The 20,530-nt window shown below is 72.4% G+C and carries 17 protein-coding genes; 10 read left to right on the top strand and 7 right to left on the bottom strand.

Annotation, left to right across the window (positions count from 1 at the left end; translation table 11 throughout):
* Nucleotides 1-735, top strand: a complete 735-nt coding sequence (locus ACF06X_RS28110) for a hypothetical protein (protein WP_392290079.1) — start codon at nucleotides 1-3, stop codon at nucleotides 733-735.
* On the opposite strand, the gene ACF06X_RS28105 is transcribed toward ACF06X_RS28110, so the two are convergent.
* The gene (locus tag ACF06X_RS28105) at nucleotides 722-1,744 is read right to left on the bottom strand and encodes a LacI family DNA-binding transcriptional regulator (RefSeq protein ID WP_392290078.1); all 1,023 of its coding nucleotides are present in this window, start codon (nucleotides 1,742-1,744) and stop codon (nucleotides 722-724) included. The genes ACF06X_RS28110 and ACF06X_RS28105 overlap by 14 nt on opposite strands.
* A 168-nt stretch (nucleotides 1,745-1,912) precedes the next feature.
* The gene (locus ACF06X_RS28100) at nucleotides 1,913-2,839 is read right to left on the bottom strand and encodes a universal stress protein (RefSeq protein ID WP_392290077.1); all 927 of its coding nucleotides are present in this window, start codon (nucleotides 2,837-2,839) and stop codon (nucleotides 1,913-1,915) included.
* Between the two features lie 143 nt (nucleotides 2,840-2,982).
* On the opposite strand from ACF06X_RS28100, the gene ACF06X_RS28095 reads away from it, so the two are divergent.
* Nucleotides 2,983-3,942, top strand: a complete 960-nt coding sequence (locus ACF06X_RS28095; RefSeq protein WP_392290076.1) for a carbohydrate kinase family protein — start codon at nucleotides 2,983-2,985, stop codon at nucleotides 3,940-3,942.
* Here ACF06X_RS28095 and ACF06X_RS28090 read toward each other — a convergent pair.
* On the bottom strand, nucleotides 3,899-4,267 hold the full coding sequence (locus tag ACF06X_RS28090; protein ID WP_392290075.1) for a hypothetical protein: 369 nt from the start codon (nucleotides 4,265-4,267) through the stop codon (nucleotides 3,899-3,901). The genes ACF06X_RS28095 and ACF06X_RS28090 overlap by 44 nt on opposite strands.
* 247 nt (nucleotides 4,268-4,514) lie before the next feature.
* On the opposite strand from ACF06X_RS28090, the gene ACF06X_RS28085 reads away from it, so the two are divergent.
* Entirely contained in the window at nucleotides 4,515-5,111 is a 597-nt protein-coding gene (locus ACF06X_RS28085; RefSeq protein ID WP_392290074.1) for a hypothetical protein, read from the top strand.
* A gap of 61 nt (nucleotides 5,112-5,172) precedes the next feature.
* On the opposite strand, the gene ACF06X_RS28080 is transcribed toward ACF06X_RS28085, so the two are convergent.
* Nucleotides 5,173-6,354 (bottom strand): serine hydrolase domain-containing protein, encoded by a 1,182-nt coding sequence (locus ACF06X_RS28080; RefSeq protein ID WP_392290073.1) that lies wholly within the window; start codon nucleotides 6,352-6,354, stop codon nucleotides 5,173-5,175.
* 505 nt (nucleotides 6,355-6,859) lie between these two features.
* Between ACF06X_RS28080 and corA the strand changes: the two genes are divergently transcribed.
* The gene (corA, locus tag ACF06X_RS28075; protein WP_392290197.1) at nucleotides 6,860-7,942 is read left to right on the top strand and encodes a magnesium/cobalt transporter CorA; all 1,083 of its coding nucleotides are present in this window, start codon (nucleotides 6,860-6,862) and stop codon (nucleotides 7,940-7,942) included.
* A 63-nt stretch (nucleotides 7,943-8,005) separates the two neighbouring features.
* On the opposite strand, the gene ACF06X_RS28070 is transcribed toward corA, so the two are convergent.
* Entirely contained in the window at nucleotides 8,006-9,373 is a 1,368-nt protein-coding gene (locus tag ACF06X_RS28070) for an NAD(P)/FAD-dependent oxidoreductase (RefSeq protein ID WP_392290072.1), read from the bottom strand.
* Nucleotides 9,374-9,681: 308 nt separating this feature from the next.
* Between ACF06X_RS28070 and ACF06X_RS28065 the strand changes: the two genes are divergently transcribed.
* The 6 genes from ACF06X_RS28065 (at nucleotide 9,682) to ACF06X_RS28040 (ending at nucleotide 16,462) form a co-directional block, all read left to right on the top strand.
* The gene (locus tag ACF06X_RS28065) at nucleotides 9,682-12,396 is read left to right on the top strand and encodes a SpoIIE family protein phosphatase (RefSeq protein WP_392290071.1); all 2,715 of its coding nucleotides are present in this window, start codon (nucleotides 9,682-9,684) and stop codon (nucleotides 12,394-12,396) included.
* A 100-nt stretch (nucleotides 12,397-12,496) separates the two neighbouring features.
* Nucleotides 12,497-14,107, top strand: coding sequence for a carboxylesterase/lipase family protein (locus ACF06X_RS28060; RefSeq protein ID WP_392290070.1), 1,611 nt, complete (start codon nucleotides 12,497-12,499; stop codon nucleotides 14,105-14,107).
* 99 nt (nucleotides 14,108-14,206) lie between these two features.
* Nucleotides 14,207-14,578, top strand: a complete 372-nt coding sequence (locus ACF06X_RS28055) for a hypothetical protein (RefSeq protein ID WP_392290069.1) — start codon at nucleotides 14,207-14,209, stop codon at nucleotides 14,576-14,578.
* A gap of 248 nt (nucleotides 14,579-14,826) precedes the next feature.
* The gene (locus ACF06X_RS28050; RefSeq protein ID WP_392290068.1) at nucleotides 14,827-15,603 is read left to right on the top strand and encodes a L,D-transpeptidase family protein; all 777 of its coding nucleotides are present in this window, start codon (nucleotides 14,827-14,829) and stop codon (nucleotides 15,601-15,603) included.
* 98 nt (nucleotides 15,604-15,701) lie between these two features.
* Nucleotides 15,702-15,911, top strand: a complete 210-nt coding sequence (locus ACF06X_RS28045; RefSeq protein ID WP_392290067.1) for a helix-turn-helix domain-containing protein — start codon at nucleotides 15,702-15,704, stop codon at nucleotides 15,909-15,911.
* The gene (locus ACF06X_RS28040) at nucleotides 15,911-16,462 is read left to right on the top strand and encodes a Clp protease N-terminal domain-containing protein (protein WP_392290066.1); all 552 of its coding nucleotides are present in this window, start codon (nucleotides 15,911-15,913) and stop codon (nucleotides 16,460-16,462) included. Before ACF06X_RS28045 ends, ACF06X_RS28040 begins: the two co-directional genes overlap by 1 nt.
* A gap of 55 nt (nucleotides 16,463-16,517) precedes the next feature.
* Here ACF06X_RS28040 and ACF06X_RS28035 read toward each other — a convergent pair whose 3' ends face one another.
* A complete protein-coding gene (locus ACF06X_RS28035) occupies nucleotides 16,518-18,068 on the bottom strand; it encodes an arabinogalactan endo-beta-1,4-galactanase (RefSeq protein ID WP_392290065.1) in 1,551 nt (516 codons plus the stop codon).
* A gap of 336 nt (nucleotides 18,069-18,404) precedes the next feature.
* The gene (locus ACF06X_RS28030; protein WP_392290064.1) at nucleotides 18,405-20,426 is read right to left on the bottom strand and encodes a beta-galactosidase; all 2,022 of its coding nucleotides are present in this window, start codon (nucleotides 20,424-20,426) and stop codon (nucleotides 18,405-18,407) included.
* Nucleotides 20,427-20,530: the final 104 nt, after the last annotated feature.

The raw sequence follows: 20,530 nt of genomic DNA, 5'->3' as shown, positions 1-20,530 counted from the left end.
ATGGCACGACGTACGACCACCCTCGCCCGCCTGCGCACCGCGCTGCTCGCACCCGCCCTGGCCTTCGGCGCCACTCTCGGCCTGGCCGCCGCCCCGGCGGAGGCCGCCGTGTGGAACACCTGCGACCAATGGGGGAACACCACCCTCGGCGGTTACACGCTCTACAACAACATCTGGGGCTCCGGCGCCGGAAACCAGTGCGTCTGGGCCAACTCCGGTACGAACTGGGGGGTCTGGGCCAACCACCCGGACACGGGCGGCATCAAGTCCTACCCCAACGCCAAGAAGACCGTGAACAAGAGGATCAGCGCGCTCACCACGCTGACCAGCGCCTACAACGTGACGGTCCCGTCCTCCGGCGCGTTCAACAGCTCGTACGACATCTGGGACACCGACTACGACTACGAGATCATGCTCTGGGTCAACGACACGGGCGCCGTCGGCGCGCTCGGCGACTACCAGGGCACGGCCACCCTCGGCGGCCACACCTGGCGGGTGTACAAGGGGAAGGTCCACAACGCCGACGGGAGCCACCACGACGTCTTCTCGTTCCTGCGGACCTCGGATTCGACGTCCGGGACGGTGAACATCCTGCCGGTGCTCAAGTGGATCAAGGACACGAAGGGGTGGATGGGCGACGAGACCATCGGTGACCTCCAGTTCGGCTTCGAGATCACCTCGTCGTCCGGCGGCAAGGACTTCCGTACCAACAGCCTGACGGTCAACGCGAGTTGACGTCAGGGGCCGGGCCCGAGCTGTCCCGCACGGTCAGCTCGGGCGGCAGGAGGACGACCTCCTCGTCCGGGCGGCCGTGCAGCTTGGCCATGAGCAGTTCCACCGCCCGCTGCCCGAGCTCCCGCGCGGGCACGGCGACGGAGGTGAGCCGTACGGAGGCCTGCGTGGCGACCTGTTCCGGGCAGACGGCGACCACGGAGACGTCCTCCGGCACCGCCCGCCCGTCCTGGCGCAGCAGGGCGAGCAGCGGCTCCACCGCCGCCTCGTTCTGCACGACGAACCCGGTGGTGCCCGGCCGTTCGTCGAAGATCCGGCCGAGTGTCCCGGCGAGGGAGCCGTAGCCGCCCTCGCACGGCCGGTGCAGCACGCTGAGCCCGAGCCGGGCCGCGCGGTCGCGCAGCCCGGCGAGGGTCCGCTCGGCGAAGCCGGTGTGCCGTTCGTAGACGCCGGGGGCCTCGCCGATGACGGCGAGCTCCCGGTGGCCGAGCCCGGCCAGATGGTCGGCGCACAGCGCGCCGGTGGCCGTGAAGTCGAGATCGACGCAGGTGAGTCCCGAGGGATCGGCCGGCAGTCCGACCAGGACCGCCGGCCGGCCGCCCCCGTCGCGGAGCAACGGAAGGCGTTCGTCGTCGAGTTGGATGTCCATCAGGATCATCGCCTCGGCGAGTCCGCTGCCGGTGACGCGTCGCACGGCGGCGGGGCCCTCCTCGCCGGTGAGGAGGAGCACGTCGTACCCGTGGTCGCGGGCCGTGGTGGCGACGGCGATGGCGATCTCCATCATCACGGGCACGTACATGTCGCTGCGCAGCGGCACCATCAGGGCGATGATGCGCGACCGGCTGCTGGCCAGGGCTCTGGCTCCGGCGTGCGGGTGGTAGCCGAGGTGTTCGATGCTCTCGCGGACGCGCTGCCGGGTGACGGCGGAGATGGAACGCTTGCCGCTGAGGACGTAGCTCACCGTGCTGGCGGACACTCCGGCGTGCCGGGCTACCTCGGCAAGGGTGACCATCCACACTCCCGGGTGTTGTGAAGCGCTTCGACGAAGGCAACTGAGGCTTATCCGGCTCTGAACAGCACGACCGTATCCCGGGTGTTGATGTGTGTCCAGGTCTCTGGGCCGAGTCTGTCGAAGCGCTTCGATGTACGTCGAGTGCACTGCGAGTGCATTGCGATGTGCTCAGCGGGAAGCGGGGGGAGCGGAGGGGACGACGGCCACCGGGCAGTGCGCGTGGTGCAGGACGGCGTGGGCGACCGAACCCATGAGGAGCGACTCGACCCGGAGCCTGCGGTGGCGTCCCACCACGACGAGGCCCGCGTCGCGCGAGCCGTCGACGAGCCGCCCCGCCGCGTCCGCCGGAACGACCGTGGGGGAGACCTCCACGTCCGGGTACCGCGCCACGAACGGAGCCAGCCGCTCCTCCTGCCGCCGGGCCGTCTCCCGGACGAGCTCCGGAACCTCGTCCACGGGCAGCGGCGGCGGGACCTGCAGGGCGGGCGCCGGCGGGCCGACCAGCATGACCGGCGACGGAGGCAGGCGGTAGGCCGTCACCACTTCGAGGGCCACACCCCGCCGCCGCGCGTCCTCGAAGGCGAAGGCGAGGACGTCGTCGGAGGTCTCCTCGACATGGAGCCCGACGAGGACCCGGCCCGCCGCCGCGTCGCTCTCCAGAGACCCGGCGCGCGCCTCGTGCGGGACGACGACGACCGGGCAGGGCGCCGCGTTGGCCAGCGCCCGGCTGGTCGAGCCGAGCAGCAGACTCGTGAAGCCGCCGCGCCCACGGGAGCCGACCACCAGGAGGCGGGCGTCCCCGGCCACCCCGAGCAGGGCGCCGGTCACCGAGCCGTCGAGCGACTCGTACCGTACGGGCAGATCCTCCGCCCGGTCCTGGATCCACTCGCGCACGCCGTCGAGGACCGCGTCCGGGATGGCGGGGGCCTCGCCCAGCGATTCGATGCGGGCGGCACCGAGCTGGAGCGCCTCCGGGCGCACGTGCGCGACCAGCAGAGGGGCGCCGAGCCCGCGCGCCGCGCTCAGCGCCCATTCCAGCGCCCGGTGACTGTGCTCGGAACCGTCCACACCCACGACAATCGACTTTTCGCTCATAACGGGATCATTCCAGGGTGTGGTGCGGTGCGCGGGTAGGTGAAGCGGTCGGCCGGGACGGCGGGCCGGGGCGGCGGGCCGAGGCGGCGAGCCGGGACGGGGCCGCCTAGGCTGTGGCGCGGCGGGACCCGAAAGGCGGAACGATGAGTCAACAGCACGCCAAGTACGACCTCTTGGTGATCGGCGGCAGCGGCGTGGACACCGTCGTCCGCGTCGACACCCTGCCCGTCCCGCTCGCCGACTCGGTCCACGTCGGTCCGATCGAGGAGTGGCCCGGCCACACCGGCGCGAACGTCGCCCTCGGTGCCCGGGCGCTCGGCCTGCGAGTGGCGTTCCTCGACTGCGTCGGCGACGACCACACCGGCACGCTGGTGCGAGAGCGCCTCGCCGAGGGCAACGTGGAGTTCGACGCGGTGATCTCGCCCGCGGGCACGCGCCGGGCGGTGAACCTCGTGGACCGCTCCGGGCGCCGGATGTCGTTCTACGACGCACGCGACCCCGCCGACCTGCGCATGCCGAGGGACCTCTACCTGCCCCGGCTGCGCCGCACGCGCCACGTCCATCTCTCCATCATCGACTTCACGCGTCACCTCTACGACGACATCGAGGACCTGGGGATCCCCGTCTCGACCGACCTGCACGACTGGGACGGACTCGCCGACCACCACCGGGAGTTCGCCCTCCGCTCCGATCTCGTCTTCCTCAGCGCGGAGGGGACCGGCGACGGGACCACCGCCCTGATGCGCGAGATCCTGCGCGAGGGGCGCGCCCGGACCGTCGTCGCCACGGCGGGTGCGGACGGTTCGTACGTCCTCACCAAGGACGGTGGCCCCACGCCGCACCATGTCCCGGCGACCGTCCCCCCGGCGCCGGTCGTCGACACCAACGGCGCCGGCGACGCCTACGTATCCGGCTTCCTGTACGGCACCCTCGGCGGCCGCGACGTCCTGGAGTGCGCCCGCCTGGGCGCCATGGCGGGAGCCCACGCCTGTACGGCACCGGGCTCCACCGCTCTGATCACCGCCGAAGCACTGGAAGGCGCACTCCTGGACGGGCCGCTCAGCCCCCCGCCGCCGCCTTCACGTGATCGATCACTTCGGTGAACGCCTTCGTCGGCGAGAAGTCCACGTAGTCACAGTCCTCGAGCGCCTCGGGGGCGTGCCCGGCAGGCCAGTAGAAGGCCTCACCGGCCTCGTACACGTGGTCCCCGTCCTTGGTCCGCATCTTCAGGCGCCCGGAGAACAGATACCCCCAGTGCGGACACTGGCACAGGTCGTTCGGCATCCCCTTGAGAGCGGGCCCCATGTCCGTGCCGGCGGGCAGATGGACGAAGGCCACGGTGAGGTCGCCGCCGATGTCCCGCATGCGCAGCTCCACGCCGTCACCCGCGATCGCCACCGGTGTGTCGCCCCGTGTTGTTGCCGTCATGGCGCCTCCACGACTGATCCGCTCCGGCGCTCACCGGAGCTGTCCCGGCTTTCGGTTTCTCCTCCCAGTCTCTCCCGGCGGGCCGCTCCCGTCCCACCGGGAGAGACCGCCGCGAGGAGGGGCAGCTCCGAGGAGCACGGCAGTGGTCGAGCCGATCGTCTCTACGGTGAACGACTTTCGATGACTGCGCCCGGTGCCCGCCGGGCGCGATCATCGGGTGAAGTCGTCGACGAGCGGGGAGCGCATCGTGGGTCTCGAACAGTCGCAGCACCGCTTTCACATCCGTCAGAAGCTGACGCCGATGGCCAACCGGTACGTGGTCCACGCGGCCGGTCCGGAAGGCGGCGAGGGGGAGATCGTCGCCTTCGCCCACCAGAAGCGGCTGGCCCTGAAGGAACAGATCACCTTCTACACCGACGAGTCGCAGAGCCAGGTCCTCTTCACCTTCCGGGCCCGGCAGGTCGTGGACCTCGGCGCGACCTATGACATACACGCGGCCTCGGGCAGCCACCTCGGCACCCTCCGCAAGGACTTCGCCGCCTCCCTGCTGCGCAGCACCTGGCACATGACCCCTGAGGGGGCCACGACCCCGACGACCGGAGTCGAGCGCAACCGGGTCGTGGCCCTCGTGCGGAGGATCTGGAGCGTGATCCCCTTCACCGACTTCGTGCCGTTCGCCTGGCCGTACCACTTCGACTTCGCCACCGCCGGCCGCCCCGTCATGTCCGTGGAGAAGCAACTGGGCCTCCGCGACCGCTACATACTCGACATCGCCGACGAGACGCTCGACCGCCGCCTGGCGATAGCCCAGGCCGTCGCGCTGGACGCCCTGCAGTCGCGCTGAGCGCACCGCCCGGAGGGGGCGGCGCACTCAGGCCCCACGGCCGTCGCCCTATCGCGTTGTCCTATCGCGTCGCCCTGTCGTGGAGCAGCGCCTCCGGGCCGATCAGCCGGTTGGGCATCCTCGGCATCGGCACCGTCCGCCCGGGACCCTGCGGAACCGCGTGGCGGGTCGATGCGGCCGGTCCCGCGAGTGCGCCGTCGACGTGCGCGTACAGCGCTTCGGTGATGGGGTCAGGCAGCGGTCGGCCCTGGTCGTCGAAGCGCTGGTACTTCATCAGGTTGTAGCCGACGGCGACCTGACGGCTGCCGTCCTCGGTGGAGAGCGCCCAGGTACCGGCGCCGAAGACGGCGCCGTCGTGCCCCCAGTACCAGCCGCCGCTGGGCATCCTCAAGGTGTAGATGCCCAGTCCGTACCGCATCAGAGGATCCTCGCCCGGAGGTGCCTCGTAGGCCGGGACGGTCGTCTTCATCGCGCGCAGCTCCGCCGGTCCGAGCAGGCGGCCGCTGAGCAGCGTCCGGTAGAAGTCGTTGAGGTCGCTCGTCGTCGAGACCAGGGCGCCGGCCGTGCCGGCCCAGGACATGTCGTACACGCTGTAGTCGCGCGGCGGGTCGATCAGACCGAACATCGATTCGTACATCCCGGCGTGCGGACCTCGGATGTACGGCGAGCGGGGAAAGTAGGTGTGGCGCAGTCCGGCTCTGCGGATGACGTTCCGGGTGAGGTACGCCTCGGGCTCCTGGCCCGTGACCCGCTTCAGGAGCAGCCCGGCGAGGATGTAGTTGGTGTTGGAGTACGCGTGCGTCCCGAGCGCCGCGGCGGGCGGGGCGGCGAGCCCCAGGCGGGCCAGCTCCTCCGGGGCGACATGGCGTGAGCGGTGCTCGTCGAGGACCTTGCCGGGGTTCTCCAGGACGCCGGGGAAGGCGGGCAGGACGTAGTCGCCGATGCCGCTGGTGTGGTTGAGCAGCATGCGTACGGTGACCTGCCGTCCGCGCTCGCCGGGGACGAGGTCGGGCAGATAGCGGCCGATCGGCGCGTCCAGGTCGATACGGCCCGCGCCGACCTGCTGGAGCACGCCGACGGCGGTGAAGGTCTTGGTGATGCTGCCGACCCGGTGCTCGAAGTCCGGCCGCATCGGCCGCCCGGTGTCCACGTCCGCGACACCGGTGGCGCCACGCCACCGCGCGGAGCCGTCGCGGACCGCGGAGTACGCGCCGTACATGCCCGCCGCGTGGAATGCGTCCAACGAGGCCCGCAACGCCGCACGGTCGAGGGTGCTGCCCGCGAGAGCGCCGATGGGAGCGGAGGCGGAGGGAGGGGTGGGGGAGGGGGAGGGGGAGGCCCCCTGTGCGGGTAACGCCGCCGCCGAGAGAGCGAACACGGTCGCCGCCGCGACCGCTGAGAGGCGTATTCCGCGGAGCGCGGCCAAGGACACGAGGGAGGGCGCGGGGGAGGAGGTCGGACGGTGCGAGGACATGGAGGAACCTGGTTTCGGTCGACGGTGCTCGGGTCACGAGCGTTCAGCGGTGATCACATCCTCGCCTCGCCGCCCCCGGCCAGCCCTCCGCCTCCAGGAGGATCTCGCGCACAGGAAGACGTGACATTTGTCAGGAGTGGCGGCCCTCGGTGAGGCGCCCGGCGGCCCCGACGGCCCCGGCGGCGGCCCCGCTGCGGCCGCCGGGCCAGGGTCCCGTGCGCGGGTGGGCGGGTGGCACACTGGCCGCTGATCGTCCTGAGGAGCCCACGTGCCGATAATCCGCAATCTCCGGCGCACCGTCCGCCGTGCCTACCGCCGGACCGTCGACCTGAGTCACCCGGCGCGCTCGCCCCTGGGAACCGCCGTCGTCAACTGCGTGTTGTACGAGGACGGGGCGCGGCAGCAGGGGGCGTGTCCCGCGCCGGAGGCGGTGCGGCGGGTCCGCAAGTCAGGAGACGGATTCGTCTGGATCGGTCTGCATGAGCCGTCGGTGGACGAGTTCGCAGGTCTCGCCGAGTTGTTCGGGCTCCATCCGCTGGCCGTCGAGGACGCCGTGCACGCCCATCAGCGGCCGAAGCTGGAGCGGTACGACGACACGCTCTTCGCCGTCTTCAAGACGGTCCGCTACGTGGAGCACGAGGAACTGACCGCCACCAGCGAGGTGGTGGACACCGGCGAGCTGATGGTCTTCACCGGATCGGACTTCGTCATCACCGTCCGGCACGGCAGGCACGGTTCGCTGGGCCCGCTGCGAGAGGCCCTGGAAGCGGACCCCGAGCAGCTGTCGAAGGGGCCGGCGGCGGTGCTCCACGCCATCGCCGACCATGTGGTGGACGACTATCTCGCCGTCGCCGATGCCGTGCAGAACGACATCGACGCCGTCGAGACCGCCGTCTTCAGCGAGCACTCCTCCCGCAACGACGCCGGCCGGGTCTACCAGCTCAAGCGGGAACTCCTCGAACTGAAGCGGGCGGTCACCCCGCTCGACCGCCCCCTGCAGGCCCTGGCCTCCCAGCCGCTGCCGCTCGTCGCCGCCGACATACAGCCGTACTTCCGCGACGTCGCCGACCATCTGTCCCGGATCACGGAACAGATCACGTCGTTCGACGCGCTGCTCGACTCCATCCTGCAGGCCCATCTCGCCCAGGTGACCGTCGCGCAGAACGAGGACATGCGCAAGATCACGGCATGGGCGGCGATCATCGCCGTACCGACGATGGTCTGCGGGGTGTACGGGATGAACTTCGAGCACATGCCGGAGCTGCGCTGGACCTACGGCTACCCGCTCGTGGTCGGCGCGATGGCCGCCGCCTGCTTCCTGCTCCACCGGAGCTTCCGCCGCAACGGCTGGCTCTGACGCCCCCTCCTCGCAACCCGCAACGGCAACCGGCAACCGGCAGCCGACAGGGGCCGGCCACGGTCAGCCGTGCGTCGCGCGCAGTGAGGCGGTGTGCTTCCGCACCTGCTCAGGTGTGAGGTAGGCGTCGGTGTACTCGAAGTCGGCCAGGGTTCCGGACTTGGAGGCCAGGAATCCCGTACGGACGAAGTCGTCGCCGGCCACGGCGTTGAGCAGCCAGTTCGTCATCACACGGGCCTTGGCGACGTTGGTGCGCAGCGCCGCCCAGTGGTAGGCGCGTGCCACCGCCTGGGCGGGCAGGCCGTGCAGTTCGACGCCGAGCGGCTTCGAGACGCCGTCCTTGCCGCCGAGGTCCACCACCAGGCCGAGATCCTTGTGGACGTAGGGGTAGGTCTGTTCGCCGCGCAGGGCCGCCACCAGGTTGTCGGCGACCTGCCGCCCCTGGCGCTGGGCGTGCTGCGCGGTCGGCGGGCAGACCGCGCCGTCCTCCTTCTTGGCCAGGTCGGGTACCGCCGCCGCGTCGCCGAGCGCGTGGACGCCGTCCAGACCGGGGACGACCATGTCGGCTCCGACCACGAGGCGGCCCTTGTGCGTCTCGGCGCCGAGCGTGCCGATGAGCGGGCTGGCGGCGACACCGGCCGTCCAGATCAGGGTGCGGCTGGGCAGCACCCGCCCGTCCGTGAGGGTCACGGTGTCGGCGTCCACGGAGGCCACCGACACGCCGAGCGAGACCTCGATCCCGCGACGGCGGAGAATGTCGAGCGCGGCGCGGCCGAGCTTCTCGCCCAGCTCGGGCATCAGAGCGGGCGCGATGTCCACCAGGTGCCACTTGATCAGCTTCGGGTCGAGGCGCGGGTAGCGCTTGATCGCGTTGTGCGTGAGCCGCTGCAGACAGGCGGCCGTCTCCGTCCCCGCGTATCCGCCTCCCACCACCACGAACTGCAGCCGCGCCGCTCGTTCGGCCTCGTCCTGGCTGGCGTCGGCGAGGTCGAGCTGCGCGATCACGTGGTCGCGGATGTAGACGGCCTCCGCGAGCGTCTTCATGCCCCGCGCGTGTTCCGCCAGACCGGGGATGTCGAAGGTACGGGTCACGCTGCCCGGCGCGAGTACGAGATGGTCGTACGGTTCCACGGTGTGCTCGCCGGTGATGGTCCGCACGACGCAGACCTTCGCCTTGGGGTCCACGCCGACGGCGCCGCCCGGGATGATGCGCGTACGGTGCCGCTCGCTGCGCCGCAGCGACAGCGCGACCGACTGGGGGGTCAGCACCCCGGCCGCCACCTGGGGCAGCAGCGGCAGGTAGAGCTGGTACGAGAACGGCGAGAGCAGCGAGACCTGGGCCTCTCTGCTGGTCAGCCGCCGCTCCAGCCGCCGTACACAGGCGACTCCGGCGAAGCCCGCGCCCACCACGAGAATCCTCGGTCGCGTCACGATTCCAGCCCTTCCGGTTCGTCGGTCGTCGGGTGTCGTCTACTCCGGAAGAGCCGACTCACTCCTGGAGAGCTGACTAACCCCTCGAACCGATCGGAAACCCGGGCTGCCCGCCGAAGGGGTGACGCCGTCGGACAGCCGCCCGACGCCGGCCGCCCGATGCCTGCCGCCCGACGCCCCGCCGGCCCGCCGTACGCCGGGCGGTGAGGCGCCGGTCGCCGCGCGCAGTACGACAGCATTGCTGGCACAGTGTGCTAAAGGGATAAAAAGGGAAAAGGGCGGGGGTGCGAGAAACGGAGCCGACGGCCGTGGGGAGACCTGAGGGCACAGCCAGCACCGGGCGAGGAGCGACGTTCGGCGTCCCCGACTCCGCCGTTCTCCTCTTCGACGAGAACGGCGTCGTCGTCGGCCGCCCCTACGCCGCCGAACGCCTCCTCGGCCGCCCCTCCTCCGAACTGCGCGGCCGGCACGTCACGACGCTGCTGATGCCGGACGACGCCGCCCGCGTCCCTGTCATCGCCGAGAGCTGCGCCGCCCGGGGCGGCTGGTCGGGAGTGCTCTTCGCGCATCGCCGGGACGGCCGCGGCGTGGCCGTGGACGTCACCGTCCTTCCCCTGCCGGGAGAGACGGGCGGGGCACGCTGGCTGGCCCTCGCCGTGGGCGCCTCCCCGTCCCGCCAGTGGACCATGGGGCCCGCCCTGCTCGAACGGATGATGACGCAGTCGCCCGTGGGGCTCGCGCTCGTGGACACCCAACTGCGGTGCGTCTGGTCGAACACCGCGCTCGAGCACTTCGGCGGCGGGCCCGTCGAACAGCGCCGCGGCCGACGGCTGGCGGAGATCCAGCCGGGCCTCGACGCCGAACTGCTCGAAGCGAAGATGCGCCAGGTGCTGGAGACCGGGGAACCGCTCATGGACTACGAGCACGTGGGCCGCACCCGCGCCGACCCGCACCGCGACCGCGCGCACGCGATGTCCTTCATCCGGCTCGACGACGACGACGGCCGCCCGCTCGGGGTCTGTTACTCCGTCGTCGACATCACCGAGCGCTACCGGGCACGCCTGCGGCTGGATCTGATGGCCCGGGCCAGCGAGCGCATCGGGCGCAGCCTGGACGTGATGGGAACGGCCCAGGACCTGGCCGAGGTGGCGGTTCCGGGCCTGGCCGATTTCGTCGCCGTCGACCTGCTGGACTCGGTGATCAGAGGCGCGGAACCGACCCCGGGTCCGACCGCGGGCGCCACGGCCGCACGGCTGGTGCGCGCGGGCCGGCTGAGCGTCGGCGGCGACACGCCCGAGACAGCGCTGGAGCCGGGGGAGACCGCCGCCTACCGGCCGTGGTCGCCCCAGATCGGCTCCCTCGCCCACGGCAGGTCCTGGCACGCCGCCCGGCTGGACCCCGCCACGAGAGACGCGGCGACCCCCGAACGCGCGGCGCCGCCCGTACCCATGGCGACACCAGCACCCACGGCGACGCCAGAAACCACGGCGACGCCAGAACCCACGGCCACACCAGAAACCACGACGACACCAGAGACCACGGCGACGCGCGAACCCACGGCCGTTCCCAGGCCGGACTCCCCCCGCCCGCCGGAGCCCCCCGGCTCTCCGGAGCCCGCCCCCCGTCCCCCGGCCGACCAAGCCGATGAACCCGAGCCCGGGCCCAGTGGCCCCGGCCGGTCCAGGAAGCCCACCCAGGAGGCCGTCCCGCACACCGCGATCGTCGTGCCGATCCTCGCTCGTGGCGTCACCCTCGGGGTGACCACGTTCTTCCGCTCGCGCCGCGACGAGGCCTTCGACGAGGACGATCTGCGGCTCGCCGAGGAACTCGTCGCGCGCGCCGCCGTCTGCCTCGACAACGCCCGCCGATACGCCCGCGAGCGCGCCGCCGCCCTCGTACTGCAGCGCAGTCTCCTGCCGCACGGAGTGCCACCGCAGGAGGCGGTCGACGCGGCCTCCTTCTACCGGCCGGCCGACGAACTGTCCGGGCTCGGCGGCGACTGGTTCGACGTCGTTCCGCTCTCCGGAGCCCGGGTCGCGCTCGTCGTCGGCGAGGTCCTCGGGCACGGCATCGAGGCCGCCGCCACCATGGGGCAGCTCCGTACGGCGGTACGGACGCTCGCCGACCTGGACCTGTCGCCCGAGGAACTCCTGGCCCACCTCGACGACCTCGTCATCCAGGTGACGCGGGAGGGGCAGGAGGCGGACCCCGGCGGCGTGGCCGGCCCCGGGGCCGTCGGAGCCAGTTGCCTCTACGCCGTCTACGACCCCGTCGGCCTGCGCTGCGAGCTCGCCAGCGCCGGCCACCTCGCGCCCGCCGTCGTCGCACCCGACGGCACGGTCGACTTCCCCGACCTTCCGCCCGGCCCGGCCCTCGGCCTCGGCGGCCTGCCGTTCGAGTCCGTCGAGCTGCCGCTGGAGGAGGGCAGCGTGCTGGCCTTCTACACCGACGGTCTGATCGCCGCACCCGGCGCGGGCAAGGAGGGGTTGCGCCGCGCCCTCGCCGAACGCGACCTGCCGCTCGACCAGCTCTGCCGGAGCATCGTCGACGAACTGGCGCCCAGCAGGCCCTACACCGACGACGCCGCGCTGCTGATGGTCAGGACCCGCAGACTGGCGGCGAGCCACGTCGCCGCCTGGGACCTGCCCGCCGATCCGGCCGTCGTCGCCCGCGCCCGTCTGATGGCCGCGCGCCAACTGGGCATCTGGGGGCTGGAGGAGCTGGCGTTCACCACCGAACTGGTCGTCAGCGAGCTGGTCACCAACGCCATCCGGCACGCCGCAGGACCGATCCGGCTGCGCCTGATCCTCGAACGCACGCTGATCTGCGAGGTCTTCGACGCCAGCAGCACCTCGCCCCATCTGCGGCACGCCCGCACGACCGACGAGGGAGGCCGCGGCCTCTTCCTGATCTCCCAGTTCACCCGGCGCTGGGGCACCCGTTACACGGCCGAGGGCAAGGTGATCTGGGCGGAGCAGCCGCTCGACCCCGCCGACACACCCGCCCGGAACAGCGGCGACTGACCCTTCGTACGCTTTATTCGCTTGCCGCCTCCCCGGTGCCGTGCGAGCCTGTGCCGCCGCCGTCCGGACACGCCGACGGCGCGACGAGGGAGTTCCGCCTGTGGGTACGGCAGCCGCCGAGGAGACCGTCACGACGAAGCGGGGTGCGGTACGCGGAAGGATCGTCGACGGCCTCCGGATCACCCTGAACATCCCTTATGCCGCCCCGCCGTTCGGCGCCGGACGCTTCCAGGCGCCCCGGCCCGCCGAGGCCTGGGACGGGGTACGGGACGGGACCCGCTTCGGGCCGGTCGCCCCGCAGTCCGCCGAGCTGCCCGGCGCCCCGGTCTGGCGCCCGGGCCAGGAGGACGTCCTCACCCTCAACGTATGGTCTCCGGCGGACGCGCCCGGACCGCTGCCCGTCCTCTTCTGGATCCACGGCGGCGCCTACACCTTCGGCTCTTCGGCCCAGCCCGACCACGACGGCGCCGCCCTGGCCCGTGCCGGTCTCACCGTGGTGACCTGCAACTACCGTCTCGGCTTCGAAGGGTTCGGCCATGTTCCCGGCCACCCCGACAACCGCGGGCTGCTCGACCAGATCGCCGCCCTCGAGTGGGTGCGCGACAACATCGCCGCGTTCGGCGGAGACCCGGAGAACGTCACGGTCGCCGGTCAGTCCTCGGGCGGCGGCTCGATCGCCTGCCTGATGAGCACCGCGCGGGCCGAAGGGCTCTTCCGTCGCGCCATCGCGCACAGCGTGCCCGACGCCACCTTCCCGCCCGCGCTCGCCGCCGCCCTCGCCCGCGAGGTGGCGGCCGAGGCCGGCGTCGCTCCCACCGCCGAAGGCCTGCTCTCGGCCACGTCCCAGGCCCTCGTCCAGGCCTCCGACCGCGTGGTGGCGCGGTACGCCTCCGACCCCTCCTCAGGGCCCCTGCACTACGACACGGTCATCTACGGCCCGGTGCTCGACGGCGCACTCCTGACGAAGGATCCGCTCGACGCCCTGGCGGCCGGCGGCGGCGGGCGGGTCGACCTCCTGGTGTGCCACACGACCGAGGAGTACTGGCTGATGCACGAGGTCGGCAGCATGCCGCCGGTGACGACGGAGGAGGGCCTCGCCCGGTTCGCCGCCGACTACGGTCTGCCCCCGGACCTCGTCGCCCGGTACCGCGCGCACCTGCCGGGGGCGCCGGTGCTCGACGTCTACCTCGCCCTCGCGGGTGACGCCCTCTTCACCACCCACACCGTCCGCCTCGCCGAAGCCCATGCCCACGCCCACGCCCACGACCACGCCCAAGCCCACGCGCGGGCCCGTGCGGGCGCCCGGGTCTTCCTCTCCCGCTTCGACCGCCGCCGCGCCCGTCCCGACGGCGGCCGGGTGCGGGCCTGGCACGCCGCCGACGTGCCCTTCGCCCTGGGCAACCTCGATGCCGAGGGCGTCGACTTCCTCACCGGCGGCCCCGCCGACGAGGACGACCGCGCGCTGTCGCGGCGGATGGTCCGCGCGTGGGCCGGCTTCGCGACCAGCGGCGACCCGGGCTGGGCGCAGCTCACGGACCCGTCCGCCCCCTCGGTCCACGTCTGGGACGTCCCGGCCGACCGCGAGGAGGGCGCGAGCCCGGCGCACGCCCTGTGGCGCGGCCTGCGCGCCTCCCCACTCCCCAGCTCCCCCTCCTCCACGCACGGCGCGCGCCCCGACCCGGACGAGAGGCCCACGACCGCCACGGGATAATCACGGGGGCCGCGCCGACCCCGGGTCGTGCGCGCTCCCGGAACGACGAAGCACCCGACAGGCCGGGCCCGTGGCGGCGCGGCGGAGATGGAGACCCCGATGGACGTCCAGTACTTCGAGCGCGTCACCGCGTTCATCGAGGCTCGCCTGCGCCCCCTCTTCGACCCCGAGAACGGCAGCGACCACGGCTTCGGGATGGACGACACCTCCCGTGCCCTGCGGGCCCTCCTCGGCACCGTGAAGGCGGCCGCGGCCGTCAAGGGACTCGCCGATCAGCGGGCGGCCGCCGACCCCGCGCTGCGCCACATCATCGACCAGGCCCTCGAACACAACTGGGACGTCCTGCGCGGCGTCGCCCGGAACTGGGAGGACCACCCCGACTTCGTCCGGGAGTTCAAGCGCCACGCCTGGGAGCTCGACGAGACCCCCGCCGACGCGGAGACCGCCGCCCCCACCACGGTCGCCGGCTGACCGCTCGTCACGCAGCCTCTCGTCACGCGGCCCCCTCCGGACGGCTCTCCCGGCCGCCGGGACGCGCACCGCGGTGGGGGGGCCAGTCCGGCCCCGCACGAGGCGCTCAGGCGGCACGCCCGAACGCACGCCCCGCTCACCCCGCCTCTGCCCCGGTCGGGTGAGTGCGCGGATCCTCCGACAGGGTCGGACACGGATCGGGTACGTATCGCCGCGTTGCCTTCCCCAGCGTCGGAGGATGCCGTCCCATGTCTGCCAGGAAGGGCCGCCCCGGCCCGCGTGTGCTGACCGCCGCCCTGTGCGCGACCCTCGCGCTCGTCGGCTACATGAAGGTCTCGTCCGAGGAACCCGCACCGCGCCCGAACCCACGCGCCGCGGCCAAGAACGCGGGTGCCGCCGGCCCGACCGCGTCGGCCGCCCCCGCGCCCGTCCCCGCCGCCCTCCCCGGCGTCGGCCCGGTCACCCATGCCGGAATCCCGGACGGCACGACCCAGGCCCTCGTGGTGAGGGGCGGCGACCGGGACTCCAACACGGCCACGGCGACCCTCTACGAGCGGGACGCGGCAGGCAACTGGAGCCGCGCCGCGGGACCCTGGGCCGCGCACAACGCGCTCCGGGGCTGGACGGCCGACCACAGGGCGGGTGACCTCCGCACGCCGACCGGCGTCTTCAGGCTGGGCGACGCGGGCGGCCGGCTGCCGGACCCCGGCGCGCGGCTGCCCTACGACCAGGACAAGGAATTCGCCACCTCGGGCGTCGGCTTCCTCGGCGAGCCCCTGGAGGGCTCCTTCGACTACGTGGTCGCCATCGACTACAACCGCGTCCCGGGAAGGACCCCCCTCGACAAGAACCGCCCCCTCGGTCCGGCGAAGGGCGGCGGCGTCTGGATCCACGTCGACCACGGCGGCCCCACGCAGGCGTGCGTCTCCCTTCCCCGTGACGACATGCGGGAGCTGCTGCGCGCGCTCGACCCGGACCGCGAGCCCGTCGTGGTCATGGGACCCGCCGCCGATCTCGCGCGCTGACCCCGCCGCGCCGCCGACAGCGGTCGGCCAGGGCGGCCCACACCCCCTCCTTGTCAACTATGGTTGACAAGGAGGGGGTGTCAACGTAGGTTGACATCATGACCGATGCAACCGATCTCGCCGCGCGGGCGGGCGACCGCGACCCCCGGGTCGGGCTGCGCGCCGTCTCCGCGCTGCGGCGTCTCCTCGAACAGCTGGAAGCCGTCCAGGTGCGCAGCGCTCGCACCCAGGGCTGGTCGTGGCAGGAGATCGCGGCCGAACTGGGCGTCAGCCGCCAGGCCGTCCACAAGAAATACGGGAGGCATTGATGTTCGAACGATTCACGAAGGGTGCCAAGGCTGTGGTGACCGGGGCCGTGACGGCGGCCGAGCGCGAGGGCGCGCCGGTCGTCACCGAGGAGCATCTTCTGCTGGCGCTGCTCGACGCGGAGGGTACGAAGGCGGCCTTCGCGCTGCGCGCCCTGGGGGCGAAGGACCGGCGGGCGTCGCTGGAGGCGGCGCTCGCGGCGGCCCGCCGCCGGGGCGGCCTCTCGAAGGCCGACACGGACGCGCTGGCCGGCCTCGGCATAGATGTGACCGAGATCGTCGCGCGGGTCGAGGAGGCGCACGGCCCCGGCGCACTCGCCGACGACCGCGAGGACCGGACCCGGCGCTCGGGGCGGCGGCCCTTCACCCGCGAGGCCAAGGGGGTCCTTGAACAGTCGCTGCGGGTCTGCCTCGGCCGCCGCGAGAAGTCGATCGGTGACGAACACCTGCTGCTGGCCCTGACGGCCCGCCCGGGCGTCGTCGCCGAGACCCTCGCGGACCACGGCGTCACGTACGCGGCGGTGGAAGGCGCACTCGGCCGGAGCGGGAGCTGAAGCGGGGGCCGGCCCCTCACGAGCCGGCCCCCAGTCCTCTGCGCGACCGTACCGGTCAGCGGTGGCCGAGCCACCCCGCCGCCGGCAGCAGCCTGCTGTCGTAGTCGAACAGGGCCTGGTTCTCCCATCCGTTGCCCGACGACGGGTCCGCCGGGTCCCAGCCGTTGCCGGCGACGGCCGTCCAGGTGGGCTCCCAGTAGACGACGCCGAGCCCGCGGCCGTTCGGCACGGCCTCGACCACGTTCATCACATCGCGCAGCCAGGCCGCCTGCCCCGCCGGAGTCGCCGGGTAGCCGGAGACGAGTTCGGCCGGGGTGTCGATGATGTTCTCGTGGCCGTCCTCGCTGTCCAGCCGGAAGGCGTAGGCGGTCTCGGCGACCAGCACCTTCTTCCCGTACCGGGCGGAGATGTCGTCGAGATTGGCCTGCAGGCCGGACAGCGGGCCGTGCCAGTAGCCGTAGAACGACAGGGCGATGACGTCGAAGCTCACGCCCTGCGCGGTGGCGTTGTCGAACCACCGGCGGTACAGACCGTTGTCACCGCCGTGGGCCAGATGCAGGGCGACCTGGGTCGACGAGGAGACCGCCTTGGCGGCCGACGCCCCCGACTTCAGCAGCCCCGCCAGCTGGGACCAGTTGTCCGTGGAACCCTCGGGCCAGAGCATGCCGGTGTTGATCTCGTTGCCGATCTGCACCATGTCGGCGGTGGTGCCCTGTGCCTTGAGGGCGTTCAGGACGTCGTACGTGTGGTTGTAGACGTCCGTCGTGAGCTGACCGTACGAGTGTCCCGCCCATGCGGCCGGCTTGGTCTGGGCGCCCGGGTCGGCCCACGTGTCGGAGTAGTGGAAGTCGACGAGGAGCTTCATGCCCTGCGCCTTGATGCGCTGCGCCGAGGCCAGCACGCGGGCCTTGTCGTTGTAGTCGTCGGCAGGGTTCACCCACACCTTGAGGCGGCCGTAGTTGGCGCCCGCGGACTTCAGGATCGCCAGTGGGTCACCGGTGACCCCGGCGGCGGTCCGGTACGTCCCGCCGAGGTCCTGGCTCTTCTTCAGCGAGGAGACGTCGACACCCCGGACCGGGAGACCGGTCGCACCGGAGCCGAACGTGACGTCGTCGACGTTGATCCAGTTGCCCGCCCTGGCGTCGGAGTTGATGCTCACCGTGCACTGGCCGCCGGTCACCGCGATCGAGGTGACCAGACGTATCCAGGTGCCGTTGGGTGTGGGGGGCAGGTCGGTGCGCTGTTCCGCGGAGCCGCAGTTGCGCAGGGCGAGATAGGCGGAGTTCTGCCCGCCGCTCGAACGCACCCAGGCCTGAAGCGTGTAGGTGCCGTTGGTCAGCCCGGTCAGATGCTGGTATGTCTCCACCTTGTAGGCGGAGGAGGACCAGTGGGTCAGCCGGTGACCGCCGACGCGGCCGCCGGACTCGGTGAACGAGGCGGCGTTCTGGCCGCCCGCCGAGTAGGTCGACCAGCCGGCGGGTGTCGCCGTGCCGGTGCCGCCCGACTCGAAACCGGCGTTGGTGAGCGTGGCCGCGGCTTCGGCCGGCGCCGAGGGCAGCGCGGTCAGAAAGAGGGCCGCGACCGCGGAGGCGACCACGGCGCGCACCGACCGCGGGGCGCGTGAGGTGCGAGACGGGCGTGGGATTCGGGGAACGGCGTGCACTGTCGAGTCCCTTCGACGGTGGAGGGAGGGGGAGTGTGGTGCTCGGTGGTGCCTTTCACCCGGGGCGCCGGCGGTGCGCCGAGGTGCCCTGGGTCGTTCGGGTTGGTGCCTTTCACCCGGGGCGGCGGCGGTGTGCCGCGATGGGCCGGGTCGTGCGGGGTTGGTGTCTTGCGCCCGGGGCGGCGGCGGTGTGCCGCGATGCGCCGGGTCGTGCGGGTGGTGCCGTTCACCCGGGGGCGGTCGCATTGGGGCGGCCGCGCCCGGGGAGTCGTGAGGAGGTCAGGCGTCGAGGCGTACGACGCGGACCGCGCCCGCGGGGACGGGCAGATGCCCGGACGCGCGCTCGCCGCCGAGGAGTTCGGTGCCGGGGGTCTCCAGCGGCACCTTCACGTCGTGCGCGGTGTGGTTCAGCGCGAAGAGGTAGTCGCCCCCGTCGCCGGAGCGGCGGACGACCTCGACGTCGCGGGGCAGCTCCCCGCGCGGCTCGATGCCCGCGTCCTCGCAGGCGGCGCCCAGGATCACGTCCAGCGAGGCCGCGTCGAGCCGGGTGGAGACGTACCAGGCGGTGCCCTCGCCCAGCCGGTGACGGGTGACGGCGGGACGGCCGGCGGCCGGTCCGTCGGCGTACGTCCACACCGGCCGGGCCCCGCGCTCCACGACGAACTCGGTCCAGACGTCGCCGGTCAGCGACGCGCCGTCCGGCCCGGTGATCCGTACCGACTCGCCGTCGCCGAGCGGGGACCACTCCTCGACCGTCAGCCCCAGGACGTCGCGCAGGGCGCCCGGGTACGCGCCCGGGTGGACGGCGTCGTGCTCGTCGACGATCCCGGAGAAGTACGAGACGACGAGCGTGCCGCCGTTCTCCACGTACTCCCGCAGATTGAGCCCGGCCGCCTCGGTGGTGAGGTAGAGCGCGGGGACCACGACCAGGGGGTAGGCCGACAGGTCCGCCTCGGGATGGGCGAAGTCGACGGTCAGGTGCCGGTCGTAGAGGGTCTCGTAGAAGGTGTCGGCGCGCTCCCGCGCCTCGTGGTCCTCGGTGGGGCGCCACTCCAGGCTCTGGGCCCACCAGGAGTGCCAGTCCCACACCATGGCGACGTCCGGGACCGTGCGCGTACCGCGCAGCGCGGCGAGCGAGTCGAGGTCGGCGCCGAGCCCGACCACCTCGCGCCAGACCCGCGAGTCGGTCCCGGCGTGCGGCACCATCGCGGAGTGGAACTTCTCGGCGCCGCGCCGGGACTGGCGCCACTGGAAGAACATGGCGCCCTCGGAGCCGCGGGCGACGTGGCCGAGGGAGTTGCGGGCCATCTCGCCGGGGCGCTTGGCGGGGTTGCGAGGCTGCCAGTTGACGCCGCTCGTCGAGTGTTCGAGGAGCAGCCAGGGGGCGCCGCCGGCGACGGAGCGGGTGAGGTCGGCCGCCATGGCGAGGTTCACGTGGGTGCGGCGGCCGTCGGTGATCAGATAGTGGTCGTTGGTGACCAGGTCGACCTCGCGGCCCCAGGCCCAGTAGTCGACCGAGTCGCACTGGCTGAGCGCCGTCATGAAGTTGGTGGTGACCGGGACGCCGGGGGAGAGCCGGTGCAGGATGTCCCGCTCCCGGACGAAGTTCTCCCGCATGGTGGCGTCGGCGAAGCGGCGGTAGTCGAGCTGCTGGGCCGGGTTGCCGACGGTCGGGGTCAGGCGCGGCGGGTCGATCTGTTCGTACGAGGTATAGTGCTGGCCCCAGAAGGCGGTGCCCCAGGCCTCGTTGACCGCTTCCACCGAGCCGTGGTGGGTGTCCAGCCAGCGGCGGAAGCCGTCCGCGCAGGTGTCGCACCAACAGGCGCTGACCGGGACGCCGTACTCGTTGTGCACGTGCCAGAGCGCGAGCGCGGGGTGGGTGGCGTACCGCCGGCCGAGTTCGGTGGTGATCCGCGCCGCGGCCTCGCGGTAGGCCGGTGAGCTGTGGCAGATCGCCCCGCGGGAACCGAAGGCGTACCGCACGCCCTCGCGGCTGACCGGCAGCGCCTCGGGGTGGGCGCGGTAGAACCAGGCGGGCGGCGCCACGGTGGGCGTGCCCAGGTCGACGCGGACGCCGTTCTCGTGCAGCAGATCGAGGATCCGGTCGAGCCATCCGAAGTCGTAGGCGCCCGGCTCGGGTTCGAGCAGGGCCCAGGAGAAGATCCCGACACTCACCATGGTGACGCCGGCCTCACGCATCAGCCGGACGTCCTCCTGCCAGACGCTTTCCGGCCACTGTTCGGGGTTGTAGTCCCCGCCGAAGGCGAGCCGGTGCAGGCCCTTGGGAGTGGTCTCCCGCATGAGTGTCTCCTGAACGTCGGAACGGCGGCGTCTGTGAACGTACACACATCAGATCTCGATGTGGCAACGCAACATAAGCGCACACGATCCACCATTGACAAGTG

It is taken from the genome of Streptomyces sp. NPDC015346, from assembly GCF_043078785.1.
Taxonomy (GTDB): domain Bacteria; phylum Actinomycetota; class Actinomycetes; order Streptomycetales; family Streptomycetaceae; genus Streptomyces.
Note: the sequence above shows the minus strand (reverse complement) of the source record. Positions and strands in the feature narration are given on the sequence as shown.

Bases quoted from the DNA above. Each gene is read 5' to 3' on its own strand.
- ACF06X_RS28030 (WP_392290064.1), bottom strand. From the start codon at position 20,426: ATGCGGGAGACCACTCCCAAGGGCCTGCACCGGCTCGCCTTCGGCGGG.
- ACF06X_RS28045 (WP_392290067.1), top strand. From the start codon at position 15,702: ATGACCGATGCAACCGATCTCGCCGCGCGGGCGGGCGACCGCGACCCC.
- ACF06X_RS28095 (WP_392290076.1), top strand. From the start codon at position 2,983: ATGAGTCAACAGCACGCCAAGTACGACCTCTTGGTGATCGGCGGCAGC.
- ACF06X_RS28100 (WP_392290077.1), bottom strand. From the start codon at position 2,839: ATGAGCGAAAAGTCGATTGTCGTGGGTGTGGACGGTTCCGAGCACAGT.
- ACF06X_RS28040 (WP_392290066.1), top strand. From the start codon at position 15,911: ATGTTCGAACGATTCACGAAGGGTGCCAAGGCTGTGGTGACCGGGGCC.
- ACF06X_RS28090 (WP_392290075.1), bottom strand. From the start codon at position 4,267: ATGACGGCAACAACACGGGGCGACACACCGGTGGCGATCGCGGGTGAC.
- ACF06X_RS28110 (WP_392290079.1), top strand. From the start codon at position 1: ATGGCACGACGTACGACCACCCTCGCCCGCCTGCGCACCGCGCTGCTC.
- ACF06X_RS28050 (WP_392290068.1), top strand. From the start codon at position 14,827: ATGTCTGCCAGGAAGGGCCGCCCCGGCCCGCGTGTGCTGACCGCCGCC.
- ACF06X_RS28055 (WP_392290069.1), top strand. From the start codon at position 14,207: ATGGACGTCCAGTACTTCGAGCGCGTCACCGCGTTCATCGAGGCTCGC.
- ACF06X_RS28105 (WP_392290078.1), bottom strand. From the start codon at position 1,744: ATGGTCACCCTTGCCGAGGTAGCCCGGCACGCCGGAGTGTCCGCCAGC.